Consider the following 16935-nt stretch of genomic DNA (forward strand, 5'->3'; position numbering starts at 1 on the left):
ATTACTTATGAGCGAAACAACCATTAACGATTTCTCACTTCTCTGCCGTTTATTCGGCAATTTATTCTACCGTTCTCCGACCGATCCGATTCTTGCCGGCACCTTTGCTTGGCTTGCACAAGGCGGTTTACGTCGGCAATGGGCGTTATCCACCGATGCACAAAGCGAATCGGCTTTAACGGTGTTAGAAAAAAATTCTAACCCTACGCAATTACAAGCAAGCTATCAAGCACTTTTTGCTGAGGATGGAGCTATTGCTACAACAATTTCCGCCTATAACATTTCGGTCGAAGACTTTATCAACTTCCGCCGAACACGCGCAATGCCGGAATTAGAAAAGCCTGACCATGTTGCGCTTTTATTACTGACCGCTTCTTGGATTGAAGATAATTTAGATTCGGATGCCGCACAACAAGCCTTTTTCGAGCAATTTCTATTACCTTGCTCCGCTAAATTTTTAGGTCAAATCGAAGCACACGATAACGGATTTTATAAAGCACTCGCACAACTTTGTCGTGATGCGCTCGGCGCAATGGCGGACGAATTGGAAGAATTATCCGAAGCAGAAGTCGAATAATACTATTGATTTAAGCTCTTTGAGTGATAAACTCAGAGCGCTTAATTTTTAAGCGCAATAGGAGGCTAAAATGAAAAAGGCAACATGGACGATCGCAATTACGATTTCATTCCTACTTTCCGCTTGTGCCGTCACGCCGCAGCAACAGGCACAGCGCCAAGCTCGGCAAATTAAAGCGCAACAAGATTTATCGGTAGCGCTTGCCAAACAATGTGATGTGGAAACGGCTGAGATGATGGCGCAATTATATAATCCGCCAATTGCTCAAACCGAGAAAGAAAAAGCCGAGTTTACTCAGCGTTATCAGAAAAAAGTCAATGATCCGCTGTTTCAGGCTTGTCATAAACTCGCTTGGGAAAACTATAAACACCAAGAAGAGTTAGAACAAATACAGCGTTATTACGATTTTGAGCGCACTCGCTTCCATCCTTGGCATTACTGTTATGCCTGTTGGTAAAAAAAGCGGACACTTAAGTGTCCGCTTTTCCGTTTTTACATAAAATCAGATCGCTTGTTTCGACTTATTTTTACATAGTAGGTAATAAACTATAGAAGCGGCTATCGTACACATCGCCATAGCATATAGCATAGGGCGTTCGCTCGTAACGGCAATGTGCGATAACATTGCACCGACTAAAGAAGCGATACCGAAGCGTGCGGTTCCGGCTAAACCGTTTGCCGTTCCCGCCATTTGCGGATAACGATCTAAAATCGCTGCAGTCGCATTACTACCGATAGTCGAAAGCATGCCGACATAAAACGGAATACCGATTGCCATCGCCCAAAAACCTAATTTAAAAATTGCAACGCACGCCAACCAAATACCGGCTAACAATTGAACAAGCAAGCCGATTTTCAACATTTTTTCCGAGCCGACTTTAACCACAATCCGTCCGTTTAATGCGGTCATAGAAACCATTACAATCATATTCAAACCGAAGAAGTAGCCGAAATACTCTTGCGAAACGCCATAAATACCGATGTAAACCAACGATCCGGAGGTTAAGAAACAGAACATTCCGGCAAACGTTAAACCGCCGACTAAAACATAACCTAAGGTCGCTTTATCGGATAGCAACGCCCAAAAGTTTTTAAAAACAATGCCGAATCTCAGCGGTTGTCGTTTTTCAATCGCTAAGGTTTCCGGAATCTTCCAACTGATAAGTAGCACGCAACTTATGCCCATTAACACCAACGTATAAAAAATAGAGTGCCAATGGAAGTATTTCGCAATATAACCGCCTAAAATCGGTGCTAACAACGGCGCAAGCATCGAAATAATCATAATGACCGACATCATTTGTGCAAACATATTACGATCAAACAGATCTCGTACTAAGGCTCCCAATACTACCGCCGGCGCCGCCGCACAAAGTCCTTGTATCAGTCGAAGCAAATAAAAGTTTTCAATAGTCATGACTTGCGTCAGGAAATAGGCGGCTAAAGCGGAACCTGTTAAACCGAACAAAATAATCGGCTTACGTCCGAAGCTGTCCGCCGTCGGTCCCCAAAAAAGTTGCCCTACGGCAAAACCGAAGGTAAAAACAGCCAATGTGGTTTGTACTTTTTCCTGTGAAACTTGTAAATCTCTCGCGATATCAAGAAACGACGGCAAATACATATCAATCGCTAAAGGCGGTAACATCGCCATCATACCGAGAATAATAAAAAAGCACGGATGCGGTCTTTGTGTTGCCATTAAAAACTCTCCACTTCTTGTGCGCTAAGCGGACGATATTCACCTTCTTCAAGATTTTCGTCTAAAACCACATCACCGATACGCCAACGATGTAACGCTTCCACTTTATTACCCAATGCGGCAAACATCCGTTTCACTTGATGATAACGCCCTTCACTAATGGTTAAATTTACATTGTAATCGTCAATAATTTCCATTTTCGCCGGTAAGCAAGGCTCGCGTTCGCCACGTAATAAAATGCCTTCCGCTAATTTTTTCGCATAAAAATCTTCCACCGGATCGGCAAGCGTCACCAAATAGGTCTTTTCACAATGATGTTTCGGCGAGGTGATGCGATGCGACCATTTACCGTCATCGGTTAATAACACCAAACCGGTCGTATCCACATCCAAACGCCCTGCGGTATGCAGTTTGGTCATCAGCGGATAGTCAAAAAATTGGAATACGGTCGGATATTCGCCGTCATCATGCGAACACACATAGCCTTGCGGCTTATATAGCATAAAGTATTGACCTTCATCGACCCATTCCAAACGTTCGCCTTCGTAACAAATTTCATCCGTATCACCAATTTTGACCGAACCGCTTTTTTCTAACTTTCCGTTTACGGTAACTAAACCGCTTTTTAAGGCTCTTGCCGCTTGAGAACGAGTTAATCCCGTATTTTCGGCAATAAATTTATCTAAACGCATATTTTCCTCTTTTGTTATACTGTTTTATTATACGCTTTAGCGTGGTGAAGCGTGAACTTTTTCCGCAGAAAATAACCTAATTGGCACTTGATTTCTTATGAGTAAAAGGATTCGCAATGTTGAATATGCCGAAACAAAAATGGATTAAAATTATAATCATCTTAATTTATTTGTTCAGCCCGATTGATATTCTGCCCGAGGCGGTATTAGGTCCGCTCGGTTTGGTTGATGATGCGGCGGCAATTTTGCTGTTAATTCAAACCGTGTTGAAAAAATAACACTAAGCCGGTCTTAACTTATATAAAACAAGCGGTCAAATTTCAGCAATTTTTTGCAAAAACCGACTTTGTAATCCCGCTAAAGGTAAATCCGACCCCTGCCACGCTCGAACCAGCTGTACTTGCATTAAGCCGAGCGTGTCTAGCCCCGCTACCGTTTCCGGTGTGTATTGTGCGGCAATTCTTGCCAACTGCGATAATCCCAAACTGCTTTCAAGGCTAGAACTGATAACCGCTTTCAATCCTTGCGTATGTGCCTGCTTGATTAAATTCACACATTTGGCAAGCGAGCCGGTAAGGGTCGGTTTAATCACTATCGCTTTCAAATAATCTTCCGCTTTTACGCTGAATCCCGCTTCACGTACGCTTTCATCCCACGCTATCGCAATACCGGTTGCTTGTGCGAATTGACGAGAGAACGAGGGGGTAAAACAGGGTTCTTCAATAAATTGGATACGCAAGCGGTTCGATTTTGCAATTTTTTTACCAAATCCGACCGCTTGCGCCAACGAAAAACTGCGATTGGCATCCAAACGCAAGGTAAGATGTGGGAATTGTTCCAACAACCTATTTGCCAACTCGCCTTCCTTTTCCGGCTCGAAGCCGATTTTGATTTTGCCGAGCGGCTGCGGAATTCGTGCGATTTTTTGCGCAAACTGCGTAAAATTACCGTCGCATAAAATTGCCGAAGCAAACTTTCCCTGAGTAATCAATTCATTACGCAATTCAGCCAATGCACAACTAATACCAAACGCAACCGAAGGAAATAATTCTTCCAAATCATCGGTTTGATTCGCTAACCACATCTTCGCTTGCATTTCCGCATCGGCTAATGTTTCTTGACTAAAACCGGGCAAGGGAGCAATTTCGCCTAAGCCGATTTTGCCGTTTTCTTCCAGTTTAAGAATCAGCCCTTCTCGTTGAATGAGCGGTTGCTTGCGTAATACCACGCCGGTTTGACAAGGAATCGCATAGCGGTAAAGTTCGGCTTTTCTCATTTTCTGTCCGTTTGTAAAATTTTGCCTAAATTCTACCGCTTGCCGCATATAATTGAAACTGGAAAAAAAAGCCCGTTTAAGCTAAAATTAAAAGAATATTTTTAAATTTCCTATTCCCCCTCTTTACACAAAAGGGGGATTTTTTCCGATTGCAGAGAAACAAATAATGTCTAGAAAAATGCTGGTTACTTGTGCCTTGCCTTACGCTAACGGCGCAATTCATTTAGGTCATATGCTCGAACATATCCAAGCGGATATTTGGGTTCGCTTCCAACGTATGCGCGGTAACGAAATTTACTTTGTCTGTGCGGACGATGCACACGGCACGCCGATTATGCTTAATGCGGCAAAACAAGGTATTACGCCCGAACAATTAATTGAAAAAGCCAAAGCGGATCACGTTGCAGATTTCAAAGGCTTTAATATCAGTTTCGATAACTATCATTCGACACACAGTGAAGAAAACCGTGAAATTACTACCGAAATGTATAAAAAATTACGTGCTAACGGTTTTATCAAAAGTCGTGTGATTTCTCAGTTATTCGATCCTGAAAAACAAATGTTCCTTCCGGATCGCTTTGTCAAAGGCACTTGCCCGAAATGTAAAGCGGAAGATCAATACGGTGATAACTGTGAAGTCTGTGCTTCGACCTACAGTCCGATGGATCTTATCAACCCTCGTTCTGCAGTTTCCGGTGCAACACCGATCGTGAAAGAATCCGAACACTTTTTCTTCGATTTACCGAGTTTTGAAGGTATGTTGAAAGAATGGACGCGTTCCGGCTCATTACAATCGGAAATTGCCAATAAAATGCAAGAATGGTTCGAAAGCGGTTTACAACAATGGGATATCAGCCGTGACGCACCTTACTTCGGTTTCCCGATTCCGGATGCGGAAAATAAATTCTTCTACGTATGGCTTGATGCGCCTATCGGTTATATGGCGTCATTTAAAAATTTATGTGATCGCAACGGTTTAAACTTTGACGAATTCTGGAAAAAAGATTCAGAAACCGAGCTTTATCATTTTATCGGTAAAGATATCGTTTACTTCCACAGTCTTTTCTGGCCGGCAATGCTGGACGGTTGTGAATTACGTAAGCCGACTAATGTATTTGCACACGGTTATGTGACGGTGGACGGTGTGAAAATGTCCAAATCACGCGGTACCTTTATTCAAGCAAGCACCTATTTGAAACATATCGATCCGGAATGTTTACGCTATTACTATGCGGCAAAACTGAACGAACGTATTGAAGACTTGGATTTAAGCCTTGAAGATTTCGTACAACGTGTAAACAGCGATATCGTCAATAAATTAGTGAATCTCGCTTCACGTAATGCGAGTTTTATCGCCAAACGTTTTGAAGGTAAACTGGCCGATAAATTAGAAGACGAAGCACTTTTTGCAGAATTTATCGCACAATCGGAGCAAATCGCCGCACATTATGAAAATCGTGAATTTAACAAAGCGATTCGTTTAATTATGGATCTTTGCGATAAAGCGAATAAATATGTCGATGATAAAGCGCCTTGGGTAATTGCAAAACAAGAAGGCTGTGAGGCGGAATTACAAGCGGTTTGTTCAATGGGTATTGAATTATTCCGTGTGTTAATGAGTTACTTAAAACCGGTGTTGCCACAGTTAGCGGAACGTGCCGAAGCTTTCTTACAATCGGAATTAACCTGGGATAACATTCAGCAACCGTTATTAGGTCAAAATGTTGCGCCGTTTAAATCATTGTTCTCTCGTCTTGAGAAAAAACAAATTGATGCGGTGATTGAAGAAACCAAAGCGCTGTTTGCAGCACAAAATAAAGCGGAAGATAAAAAAGTGGAAAATACTGAAAATACGGCTGTGGAGCCTATCGCAGCGGAAATTACGATTGATGATTTCGCAAAATTAGATTTACGTGTGGCAAAAGTAATTAGCTGTGAAGCCGTACCGGAATCAAACAAATTATTGAAATTCCAATTGGATTTAGGCGATCACCAACGCCAAGTATTATCCGGTATTAAAGCGGCTTACAATAATCCGGAAGAATTAGTCGGTCGTTTTGTGATTATGGTAGCAAACCTTGCACCGCGTAAAATGAAATTCGGCGTATCGGAAGGGATGATTTTATCCGCAGGCACAGGCGGTGCGGATTTATTCCTACTTTCAGCGGATGAAGGTATCCGCCCGGGTATGCAAGTAAAATAATAGCTATAGTAAAAAAGGCGGTAAAAATTACCGCTTTTTTTGCGAACAAGGAGAAAAAATGATTCAACAAACACTCTGTTTAATTAAACCCGATGCGACACAACGCAATCTTATCGGTAAAATTCTTAGCCATCTGGAAGAAGCCGGTTTAACTATTAAAGCACTTAAAAAAGTACAGCTTAATCAAGAACAAGCGGAAGGTTTTTACGCCGAGCATCAAGGTAAGGAATTTTTTGCGCCGCTCGTGGAATTTATGATTTCCGCACCGATTATCGCGGTCGTGCTTGAAGGCGAAAATGCAATCGCTCACTACCGTGAATTAATGGGCGCAACCAATCCGGAACAACGTAAAGCCGGTACGATTCGCGCCCTTTACGCTATCAGCGGACGTGAAAATTCGGTACACGGTTCGGACTCCGAGCAATCGGCAAAACGTGAAATCGCTTATTTCTTCACGCCGAATGAAATTCTCTAAACGATAGCCAAAAAGAAAGCCGTTTGTCTTACACAAACGGCTTTTTTATCACTTATACAAGCAGTCCGTTTCTTGCAAAATCTTACGAAAAACAGACCGCTTAAATTTCTGCTATTTACGAGAACCTAACAGTTTATTCGAACTTTCAAGAATGCTTTTGAGATCGGCATTATCTTTAAGTTGTAATTCGTCCATCGGCTCAATATGCCAAATATCACGAGCGTAATCCAGCACCGAACGATCCGATGAGAAATACCCCATATTCGCAATATTGATAATTGCCGAACGCGTCCAAGCTTTCTTATTACGATAAGCCGCCGCTACTTTTTCCTGCGCTTCCGCATAGCTGCGGAAATCCGCACAAGCTTGGTAATAGTCGCCCGAATTGAGAATCAGATCTTGATAACGATACGGATCATCCGGCGAGAATTTACCGTTTAAGATTTGTGAAACCGCTTCATTTAACTCCCCGTCCGTTTCATAATAATGATACGGCGAGTAGCCGTTACGACGCAATTCTTCCACTTGTTCAACCGTATTACCGAAAATAAAGATATTATCTTTACCGACACAATCAAGAATTTCTACGTTCGCACCGTCTAACGTGCCGATAGTTAAAGCGCCGTTAAGTGCGAATTTCATATTCGAAGTACCTGATGCCTCGGTACCCGCCAATGAAATTTGCTCTGAAACGTCCGCCGCCGGAATAATCATTTGCGCCAGTGATACGCCGTAGTTCGGAATAAATACTACCTTAATTAAATCGCGAATACGTTCATCATTATTGATGACATTTGCGACATCATTAATTAAACGAATCACTTTCTTCGCCGCATAATAAGCACTTGCCGCTTTACCGGCAAAGATAAACACACGAGGCGTCCAATCCGCATTCGGATTTTTTAAGATACGGTTATATAACGTAATAATGTGTAATACGTTTAGCTGTTGGCGTTTATATTTATGAATACGTTTTACTTGTACGTCAAAAATCGCTTCAGGGTTAAGCGTAATCCCTAAGTTTTTCTCAACATAATCCGCTAATTTACGTTTGTTCTCATATTTTACCGCCGCAACTTCGGCTTGGACGTCCGCATCATCAATAAATACGTTGAATTTTTCTAATTCGCTGAGGTTTGTCAGCCAATTCGTACCGATGCGTTTATCCAAGATATTCGCTAAGCCTGGGTTGGAAATTCTTAACCAACGGCGAGGCGTTACCCCGTTTGTTACGTTAGTAAAACGATCCGGATAAATACGCGCGAAGTCGGCAAAAATGGATTCGACCATTAAATCCGAGTGAATTTTCGCTACGCCGTTTACCTTGGTTGAAGCGACTACCGCCACCCAAGCCATACGAACTCTGCGATCACCGTGTTCATCAATTAATGATACGCATTGCACCAAATCTTCATCGCCTGGGAATTTTTCACGCACTTCATTTAAGAACCATTCGTTAATCTCAAAAATAATGCCTAAATGGCGCGGTAAAATACGACCCAACATTTCCACCGGCCAAGTTTCTAACGCTTCGCTCATTAACGTATGATTGGTATAGTAGAAAATTTTACGCGTCATACTCCACGCTTGATCCCAACTATACCCTTTCTCGTCAATCAGAATACGCATGAGTTCCGGCACGGCAAGTGTCGGGTGAGTATCGTTTAAGTGAATCGCCACTTTATCGGCTAAATTGACACAAGATCCGCATTCTGTTTCGTGACGGCGAATAATATCTTGCACGGAAGCGGAACAGAGGAAATACTCTTGGCGTAAACGTAATTCACGACCGTTATAGGTTGAATCGTCCGGATAAAGTACGCGAGAAACGTTCTCTGATAAATTTTGATGGCTCATCGCAGAGAAATAGTCGCCGCGGTTAAAGTCCGCTAAGCCGAAGCCTTTGCCCGAAGCGTGTGCCGACCATAAGCGTAAACTATTAGTTGCGGTGGTTTCAAAACCCGGAATCAATTGATCGTGTGCCTGCGCAACAATTTCTTCGTCCGGTTGCCATACTACTTTCGAACCTTCATTCCATACTCGTCCGCCGAAACGAATCGGGAAACGTTTACTGGAACGTAAATACGGCCATGCAAATTCGTTTTCCAACCATTGATCCGGCTGCTCTACCTGCTCGCCGTTACGAATCTCTTGGCGGAACATACCGTATTCGTAACGAATACCGTAACCGATCGCCGGAATTTTCATTGCAGCAAGGCTGTCCATATAACAAGCCGCTAAACGACCTAAACCGCCGTTACCTAAACCCGGATCACCCTCTTCGTTAATAATATCTTCCAAATTTTGACCGAGTTCTTTTAACGCCGCATCAATCAACTCATATACGCCTTCCGCAATCATCGCATTGGAGAAAGTACGTCCCATTAAGAATTCCATTGAAAGATAATATACGCGACGACTACCGTTCGCCATTTGGCTACGACGAGTTTGTAACCATGATTCGGTCGAGAGATCTCGCACGACACGTAATGCTGCATTCAGCCAGTTACGTTTACTCGCTTCACGCGGCTCGACCCCTAACGCAAACACCATTTTATATAAAATAGCGTCTTTAACTTGTTGAATATTCTCAGGACTTAAAACCTTATTGCCCATTTGTCACTCCTAAATATAAATAAAATCCGTTATACGATTTCTTGATAAATCGCCTGATATGAAGCCGCCGCTCTCGCCCAGCCGAAATCTTGAGCCAATGCATTTTGACGAACGCTTGACCATAATTTATTTTTCTTCCATAAATTGACCGCTCGTCGGAAAGCCTCAAGGAAATCGTCGCTGCTCGGATAATTAAACACAAATCCCGTCGCAGTACGTTGTTCAATACTTTCTTTATTACTATCCACCACCGTATCGGCCAATCCGCCGGTACGACGCACTAAAGGAAGCGTACCGTATTTTAAGCCGTATAGCTGGGTTAATCCGCAAGGTTCAAAACGGCTTGGAACTAAAATAACGTCCCCACCGGCAATAATTTGATGAGAAAGCACTTCATTATAGCCGATGTAAATACCAATTTGTTCCGGATGACGACTACGCGCTTCATTCAATAAATATTCCAAATGAGGCGAGCCGCTTCCTAAAACGACTAATTGAACACGTTCTTCCATTAATTCATCGATACGATCCAGAATAAAATCCGCACCTTTTTGCTCGGTTAAGCGGGTAACCATCACCATAAGCATCGCATCTTTATCTTCCGGTAAATGGAACATTTGTTGTAATTCCGCTTTATTCTTCGATTTACCTTGCATATAACTCGGCTTATAGGTTGCAACGATATTCGTGTCGGTTTCCGGATTCCACACCGTATCGTCCACACCGTTTAACACCCCGTGTAATCGACCTTGCGCTTTGCGGGTTTGTAATAAACCGTGCATACCGCCACCGGCAATTTCTTCGGTAATTTCCAATGCGTAAGTCGGACTGACCGTAGTAATTTTATCCGCAAAATATAAACCGGCTTTAAGATACGAAATTTCCCCGTAAAACTCTAAGCCTTCCGCTTGGAAGAAATGCCACGGTAAACCGAGTTCATGTAAATGGTAAGAGTGGAAACGCCCCGGATAAGCGATATTATGAATGGTAAACACGCTTTTTACCGGACTATTCCAACTTTTCAGATAAGCGCAAGCTAAACCGCCCTGCCAATCGTGCGCATGTAAAATATCCGCTTTACCCCACCATTGATCCAATCCTTCCGCAAGCTGTGCGCCTAAATAACCTAAAAGCGCGAAACGTTTATAGTTATCCGGATAATCCGCATAACCGGAATCGTGATAAGGATTACCCGAACGCTGGAATAAATGCGGCGCATCAATCACATAAACGCCGAGTCCGTTAAAATAAGTAAAACGAATGGTCACTAAACCGGCAAAAGTACCGATGGTCGCCACTTCATTGGTTTCGCCGATTTTTTCAGCCACTTGAGGATATAACGGAATCAATACTCTGACGTCATTGCCCGATTGTTGTTGCGCGTAAGGAAGTGCTCCCATCACATCAGCCAAGCCGCCTGTTTTGATCAAAGGATACATTTCCGAACAGATATGTAAAATTTTCATATAATCGCCCGTTTTGTTAATTTGTAAAAAAATAAAGAAATATGACCGCTTATAAAAACGCTCAAAGGACGCACTATGTGCGTCCTCGGCTAAACAGATTAATTAAATGGTATGGTGTAATTTAATATTGGAGGTAATACCTTGTAATTTATCCAACATACCTTGCGTAACAAGTACGATTCCGCCTTTACTCACTCGGAAATGTTTCGCATCTTCTTCCGGATTTACACCGATTTGTAAGCCGTCCGGAATCACACAATGACGATCGATTACCGCTCGTTTAATCACACAATTTTTACCGATACTTACCTGAGGTAAAATCACGGTATGTTCGATGATGGTTTCTTCCGCCACATGTACACGGTTAAATAAGACCGAATTACTGATTTCCGCATCGGTAATTACACACCCGCCGGCGATAAGCGAGTTATCTAAGGTACGTTGTCTTTGTTTATTGTAATAGAAACGAGCCGGTGCGGTTTGTTGCGGACGTCCGTGAATCGGCCAAGATTCGTCATATAAATCCAATTGCGGTTCTTCCGAAACCAAATCCATATGCGCCGCCCAATAGCTGTCAATCGTACCGACATCACGCCAGTAGATTGCGCCTGTTGCGTTTCGACCTTTACATGAACGTTCAAACGGATGAGCATATAACACGCCTTCTTCCACCGCTTTCGGAATAATATCTTTACCGAAGTCATGCGAGGTTCCCGGAACCGATGCTTCTTGCTCTAACATTTTGTAGAGATAATCCGCATCAAATACGTAGATTCCCATTGAAGCTAATGAGGAATCAGGACGTCCCGGCATTGCAGGCGGATCAGCGGGTTTTTCCACAAACTCTTTTACTTTTAATTTGTCATTGACCGCCATTACGCCGAATTCGACCGCTTGCTCACGAGGTACTTCGATACAACCTACCGTACATTTCGCTCCGCTTTCTACGTGGTCACGTAACATTTGGGTATAGTCCATTTTATAAATATGGTCGCCGGCTAAAATCACTACGTATTTAGGACGATAGTGCGATTTCATCATCGACATATTTTGATAAACCGCATCCGCCGTACCGCGATACCAAGTATTTTCATCCAATTGCTGACGAGCCGGAAGCATATCGATATATTGATTGCGCTCGTAAGGAAGGAACGACCAACCGCGTTGTAAATGGCGAAGTAACGAGTGTGCGGCGTATTGCGTAATCACGCCGATTTTTAATAAATTGGAGTTAATACAGTTTGAAAGTGCGAAGTCAATAATACGACGACATCCGCCGAAATATACGGCCGGTTTCGCACGTCTATCGGTTAATTCATAAAGGCGTGAACCTCGACCACCCGCTAAAATAAGTACTAACGTATCGTTAGTAATATCGAGACCAGATTTATTTAGGTCGTTTTTTTCTTGTGTAAGCATGTGATTTCTCCGGTATTAATATGAACTTAATTTTCTTTGAAGCACGCATACTCCCATCTGTTCGAACTGAAGAGCAACCGATTGCGTATTCGCTATCAAAGTCGCAATATTCTTACCGAGACAAATATGCCATTTACCTGTCGGTAGGAAAAATTGCTGGGTGGTTTTTTTGGCATTTATTAAGATCAGCCAATGATCTTGCAGTAGAATTTGTAACGCTTTGGACTCCGTATTATGCCAATCTTCAATCTCCATCACTTTCCCTTGCGATGAAAACCATTGAACGTCATTCTCCGTCCACCAGTGGTTTTGGTGAGAGAGTAAGGCAATACGTTTACGTAAGGCTATCCATTTTGCTACATACTCAATTCTTGCTTCATTTGCATTTTGCCAGTCAATCCAAGTCATCTCATTATCTTGGCAATAAGCGTTGTTATTACCCTTTTGCGAATGCCCCAACTCATCACCGGCACGTAGCATAGGTACGCCGTTTGAGAGAAATAAGGTCGCCAATAAGCTACAAGCGGTCTGATCTCGCAAAATATTTACAAATTCGTTATCGGTTTCGCCTTCAACACCATGGTTATTACTATGATTAGTGTTTTCACCGTCACGATTATTTTCACCGTTTGCTTCATTATGCTTTTTGTTATAACTCACGAGATCTTGTAGGGTAAAACCGTCGTGTGAAGCAAAATAGTTGATACTTTTTGCCGGAGAATATTGCCAATAAAGGTCATCGCTACCGGCTAAACGACGAGCAAACTCGCCTAGATTGCCACTCTCGCCTAAAAAGAATTCTCGCATCGTGGTACGGTATTTATCATTCCATTCCGCAAACTGAATCGGAAATCTGCCGACTTGATAACCGTTCGGACCAATATCCCAAGGCTCGGCGATTAATTTAATATGTTCTAATTCAGGCGTTTGCTTAATTTTTTCAAAAAACGGCGATAATTGATCAAATTCGGGGGTTCGTCCTAATGTGGTTGCCAAATCGAAACGGAATCCATCGACATGGCATTCACTTACCCAGTAAACCAAGCTGTCTATCGCCCACTGGCACACTCTCGGATGGCTTAAATTTAACGCATTACCGCATCCCGCCCAATTCTCATATTCCCCTTGCTGATTCAGCCAATAATAATTTTGGTTATCAATGCCTCTTTGACATAGCGTTAAACTGTCCGTACCGCCCTCTGCGGTATGGTTATAAACCAAATCTAAAATGACTTCAAAACCGTGTTTATGTAATGTTTTAACCAAATATTTAAATTCGGTAATCGGGTCTTCTTGATCCCAAGCCAACGCCGGTTCAATCGCAGAAGCTCCGATAACATTGTATCCCCAATAATTGGTTTTGCCCATTTTCTGCAAATGCACTTCATCAATATGATGACTGACCGGCTGTAATTCTATTGTGGTGACACCCAAACGTTTTAGATGCGCAATCGAAGCGGGATGCGCAAGCCCTGCATAAGTTCCGCGTAACGGCTCGGGAATCTGTTGATTTAACCGAGTGAAACCCTTTACATGAAGCTCGTAAATAATGGTTTCTCTCCACGGGTAATGCGGGCGTTCGTCATCTTCCCAATCGAAATTATCCGGCGCAACCACTACCGATTTAGGCGCTAAATGAGCATTATCACGTTTATCATCCCATTGAAAATACTTAATTTCATCCGCCGTATGCGCCGATACCGTACCGACGATACGTTTCGCATAAGGATCAAGTAATAACTTTTGCGGATTAAATAACGCGCCTTTTTGCTTATCGGTAATCCCTGCGACACGGAAACCGTATTCGATGCCTTCTCCGATATTTTCAACGAACAAATGCCACACATCACCGGTACGTCGCATCGCAAAACGTTGTTCTTGCGATTGCTTAAATAAACAGAGTTCGATAGCGGTCGCATTTTCTGAAAAAATTGCAAAATTCGTGCCGTTTTCGACCGCTTGCGCACCTAATGGAAAAGGACTTCCCGCTGTCACTTTCATATTTTGTTACTTCTTATTTTTATGAGCTTTTTTATGTGCTTTAGCTTTTACGCTTACCGTTTTTTTAGTGGGTTTTAATGCTTTTTGCATCGCAACTTCCGCCATTTTCACAATATCTTGTTCGGCTTCAACCGCTTCTTTAGGCTTAGGCTGACAAGCAATAAAAATGGTTGATAACGGCGGAATCGAAAGTTCAATAGAGAACGGTTTACCGTGCGATTCGATTGCTTCGCATTCAATCTCGCCGTAATTGCCTACGTTACTTCCTTCATAGTAAGCCGCATCCGAATTGAGGATTTCAGTATAAGTGCCGTCTTGACGCACGCCGATACGATAATTATGGCGAACGACCGGCGTAAAGTTACTGACTACGATCACACTCTCGCCGTTTTTGGCTTTACGTTCAAAAGCAAATACCGATTGTTGCCAGTCATCGACTACTAACCATTCAAAACCGGCAGGATCGTAATCCAATTGATAAAGCGCCGGATATTTTTGGTAAGTACGGTTCAAATCTCTCACCCAATTCAGCACGCCTTTATGCCAACCGCCGCCTTGTTCGCCTAACAGGAACCAATCGAGGCTTTCGTTGTAATTCCATTCACGACCTTGGGCGAATTCATTACCCATAAACAGTAATTTTTTACCCGGATAGCCCCACATATAACCGTAATAGGCTCTTAAGTTCGCAAATTTTTGCCAACAATCGCCGGACATTTTTCCGAGAATGGAACATTTACCATGCACCACTTCATCGTGTGAAAGCGGTAATACGAATTTTTCGCTATATTGATACATCATCCCGAAGGTCATCCAATCGTGATGATATTGACGATAAATCGGATCGAGCGACATATAACGTAAGGTATCGTTCATCCAGCCCATGTTCCATTTATAGTCGAAACCGACCCCGTTTTCCGTAGGGCTATGCGTAATACCGGCGAATGAAGTGGACTCTTCCGCAATCACAACCGCTCCGTGTCCTTCTTTTTTCAACATCCGATTGGTTCTACGAAGGAAATCAAGCGCTTCTAAATTTTCTCGTCCGCCGTATTGATTCGGAATCCACTCGCCGTCTTTACGAGAATAATCGCGGTAAATCATGGAAGAAACCGCATCGACACGTAAACCGTCGATACCGAATCGTTCCGTCCAATATAAGGCGTTACTGGAAAGATAATTAAACACCTCGTGACGACCGTAATTAAAAATTAAGGTATTCCAATCTTGATGATAACCTTCTCGCGGATCTTGATGTTCATATAAATGCGAGCCGTCAAACTCGGTTAAACCGTGCGAATCGGTCGGGAAATGCCCGACTACCCAGTCAAGAATCACATTAATACCCGCTTCATGCGCTTTACGAATCAAGGTACGTAAATCATCCGGCGAACCGAATCGGCTGGTCGGAGAGTAGAGTCCTGTCGGCTGATAGCCCCAAGAACCGTCAAACGGATATTCGGTAATCGGTAACAATTCGATATGAGTGAACCCCATATCTTTAACATAAGGAATTAATTCGTTAGCAATTTCTTCATAATTCAGCCAATAATTATTCTCAAGATGGCGACGCCACGAACCGAGATGCACTTCATAAATTGAAATCGGCTGGTCGGGATCATTCGCATGACGTAGTTTCGCATCCACTTCGATTTTTTCCGGTAAACCCGTTACTACGGATGCCGTATCCGGTCTGAATTGCGATGCGAACGCATAAGGGTCGGATTTCAAACGAATGTTACCGTTGCTATCTAAAATTTCGAATTTATATAATGCACCTTTCTCAACATTAGGTAGGAAAATATCCCAAATACCGCTTTCCGAATGGAAACGCATCGGGTTTACTCGCCCGTCCCAATAGTTGAAATCGCCGACAACCGATACACGACGGGCATTCGGCGCCCAAACGGAAAAATGTACGCCGGAAACGCCTTCTTGCGTTTTCAAATGCGCACCTAAGGTTTCGTATGGACGAAGATGAGTTCCTTCCGCCAATAACCAGTTATCCATCGGTAGAAGCGAAGAAGTAAAACGATAGGGATCTTCAAGGTCGATTTCCGCTAAAGAATAACCGACTCTTAAACGATAATTTAAGGAAGAATACTGCTGCGCCAATTGCGCTACAAACAAGCCTGAGTCGTCTATTTTCAAAGCTTCGGAAAGTATTTGACCGTCTGCACTCAGAATTTTAACCGTCGTTGCTTCCGGCAGAAAAACACGAATTACGCTCACATCACCCGCTTGATGTAAGCCGAGATAAGAGAAAGGATCTTTACAATACGCTTGAGAAAGTTGCTCAATAAAAGATAAATCTTGTTTAGAATACGTATATGTTTTCATGCTATAACCATCCTCGCTTTTTACACTTTTGACTATTTTCTTCCTGACTACGAAAACGTTTGCATCATAACATTTTCTAATGGTCTTCGGCGAAGCATTGTTCATTTTTGTGATTTAAATCATGTTTTTCTCTTGAGATATGCGAACCAGATCACACTTTCTGATATTTTT

General features: G+C 42.8%; 13 protein-coding genes. 5 read left to right on the plus strand and 8 right to left on the minus strand.

All coding sequences use genetic code 11. From position 1 onward, the window contains the following. The first annotated feature begins 7 nt into the window (after window positions 1-7). Both DY200_RS04540 and DY200_RS04545 read left to right on the plus strand, forming a co-directional pair. Window positions 8-577 (plus strand): TorD/DmsD family molecular chaperone, encoded by a 570-nt coding sequence (locus DY200_RS04540; RefSeq protein WP_115587081.1) that lies wholly within the window; start codon window positions 8-10, stop codon window positions 575-577. Between the two features lie 70 nt (window positions 578-647). Then, window positions 648-1034, plus strand: coding sequence for a hypothetical protein (locus DY200_RS04545; protein ID WP_115587082.1), 387 nt, complete (start codon window positions 648-650; stop codon window positions 1032-1034). A gap of 45 nt (window positions 1035-1079) precedes the next feature. Here the strand turns inward: DY200_RS04545 and DY200_RS04550 are convergent, their stop codons facing one another. Both DY200_RS04550 and rsuA read right to left on the minus strand, forming a co-directional pair. Next, window positions 1080-2276 (minus strand): Bcr/CflA family multidrug efflux MFS transporter, encoded by a 1197-nt coding sequence (locus DY200_RS04550; protein WP_115587083.1) that lies wholly within the window; start codon window positions 2274-2276, stop codon window positions 1080-1082. Continuing rightward, on the minus strand, window positions 2276-2968 hold the full coding sequence (gene rsuA / locus DY200_RS04555; RefSeq protein WP_115587084.1) for a 16S rRNA pseudouridine(516) synthase RsuA: 693 nt from the start codon (window positions 2966-2968) through the stop codon (window positions 2276-2278). Before rsuA ends, DY200_RS04550 begins: the two co-directional genes overlap by 1 nt. 116 nt (window positions 2969-3084) lie before the next feature. Here rsuA and DY200_RS04560 point away from each other — a divergent pair, with 116 nt between their 5' ends. Next, a complete protein-coding gene (locus DY200_RS04560; RefSeq protein WP_005596340.1) occupies window positions 3085-3246 on the plus strand; it encodes a DUF1232 domain-containing protein in 162 nt (53 codons plus the stop codon). Window positions 3247-3281: 35 nt separating this feature from the next. Here DY200_RS04560 and menC read toward each other — a convergent pair whose 3' ends face one another. Further along, window positions 3282-4292: an o-succinylbenzoate synthase gene (gene menC, locus DY200_RS04565; RefSeq protein WP_115587085.1), complete on the minus strand. Its 1011-nt coding sequence runs from the start codon at window positions 4290-4292 to the stop codon at window positions 3282-3284. Window positions 4293-4410: 118 nt separating this feature from the next. Between menC and metG the strand changes: the two genes are divergently transcribed. Continuing rightward, window positions 4411-6447 (plus strand): methionine--tRNA ligase, encoded by a 2037-nt coding sequence (gene metG / locus DY200_RS04570; protein ID WP_115587086.1) that lies wholly within the window; start codon window positions 4411-4413, stop codon window positions 6445-6447. Window positions 6448-6505: 58 nt separating this feature from the next. Beyond that, window positions 6506-6922, plus strand: coding sequence for a nucleoside-diphosphate kinase (gene ndk / locus DY200_RS04575; protein WP_115587087.1), 417 nt, complete (start codon window positions 6506-6508; stop codon window positions 6920-6922). Window positions 6923-7033: 111 nt separating this feature from the next. Here the strand turns inward: ndk and DY200_RS04580 are convergent, their stop codons facing one another. The 5 genes from DY200_RS04580 to glgB form a co-directional block, all read right to left on the minus strand. Then, window positions 7034-9538 (minus strand): glycogen/starch/alpha-glucan phosphorylase, encoded by a 2505-nt coding sequence (locus tag DY200_RS04580; protein WP_115587088.1) that lies wholly within the window; start codon window positions 9536-9538, stop codon window positions 7034-7036. Window positions 9539-9567: 29 nt separating this feature from the next. After that, window positions 9568-11004, minus strand: a complete 1437-nt coding sequence (gene glgA, locus DY200_RS04585; RefSeq protein WP_115587089.1) for a glycogen synthase GlgA — start codon at window positions 11002-11004, stop codon at window positions 9568-9570. 102 nt (window positions 11005-11106) lie between these two features. Beyond that, window positions 11107-12423, minus strand: a complete 1317-nt coding sequence (gene glgC / locus DY200_RS04590; RefSeq protein ID WP_115587090.1) for a glucose-1-phosphate adenylyltransferase — start codon at window positions 12421-12423, stop codon at window positions 11107-11109. A 15-nt stretch (window positions 12424-12438) separates the two neighbouring features. Beyond that, window positions 12439-14424, minus strand: coding sequence for a glycogen debranching protein GlgX (gene glgX / locus DY200_RS04595; protein WP_115587091.1), 1986 nt, complete (start codon window positions 14422-14424; stop codon window positions 12439-12441). A 6-nt stretch (window positions 14425-14430) separates the two neighbouring features. Further along, entirely contained in the window at window positions 14431-16764 is a 2334-nt protein-coding gene (gene glgB, locus DY200_RS04600; protein ID WP_115587092.1) for a 1,4-alpha-glucan branching protein GlgB, read from the minus strand. Window positions 16765-16935: the final 171 nt, after the last annotated feature.

Source organism: Actinobacillus lignieresii, assembly GCF_900444945.1.
In the GTDB taxonomy this organism is placed as follows: Bacteria; Pseudomonadota; Gammaproteobacteria; order Enterobacterales; family Pasteurellaceae; genus Actinobacillus; species Actinobacillus lignieresii.

Excerpts from the sequence above, each read along its gene's own strand:
- DY200_RS04540 (WP_115587081.1), top strand. The coding sequence starts at position 8 with ATGAGCGAAACAACCATTAACGATTTCTCACTTCTCTGCCGTTTATTC.
- glgC (WP_115587090.1), bottom strand. The coding sequence starts at position 12,423 with ATGCTTACACAAGAAAAAAACGACCTAAATAAATCTGGTCTCGATATT.
- rsuA (WP_115587084.1), bottom strand. The coding sequence starts at position 2,968 with ATGCGTTTAGATAAATTTATTGCCGAAAATACGGGATTAACTCGTTCT.
- DY200_RS04580 (WP_115587088.1), bottom strand. The coding sequence starts at position 9,538 with ATGGGCAATAAGGTTTTAAGTCCTGAGAATATTCAACAAGTTAAAGAC.
- glgX (WP_115587091.1), bottom strand. The coding sequence starts at position 14,424 with ATGAAAGTGACAGCGGGAAGTCCTTTTCCATTAGGTGCGCAAGCGGTC.
- metG (WP_115587086.1), top strand. The coding sequence starts at position 4,411 with ATGTCTAGAAAAATGCTGGTTACTTGTGCCTTGCCTTACGCTAACGGC.
- DY200_RS04545 (WP_115587082.1), top strand. The coding sequence starts at position 648 with ATGAAAAAGGCAACATGGACGATCGCAATTACGATTTCATTCCTACTT.
- ndk (WP_115587087.1), top strand. The coding sequence starts at position 6,506 with ATGATTCAACAAACACTCTGTTTAATTAAACCCGATGCGACACAACGC.
- DY200_RS04560 (WP_005596340.1), top strand. The coding sequence starts at position 3,085 with ATGTTGAATATGCCGAAACAAAAATGGATTAAAATTATAATCATCTTA.
- DY200_RS04550 (WP_115587083.1), bottom strand. The coding sequence starts at position 2,276 with ATGGCAACACAAAGACCGCATCCGTGCTTTTTTATTATTCTCGGTATG.
- glgA (WP_115587089.1), bottom strand. The coding sequence starts at position 11,004 with ATGAAAATTTTACATATCTGTTCGGAAATGTATCCTTTGATCAAAACA.
- glgB (WP_115587092.1), bottom strand. The coding sequence starts at position 16,764 with ATGAAAACATATACGTATTCTAAACAAGATTTATCTTTTATTGAGCAA.
- menC (WP_115587085.1), bottom strand. The coding sequence starts at position 4,292 with ATGCGGCAAGCGGTAGAATTTAGGCAAAATTTTACAAACGGACAGAAA.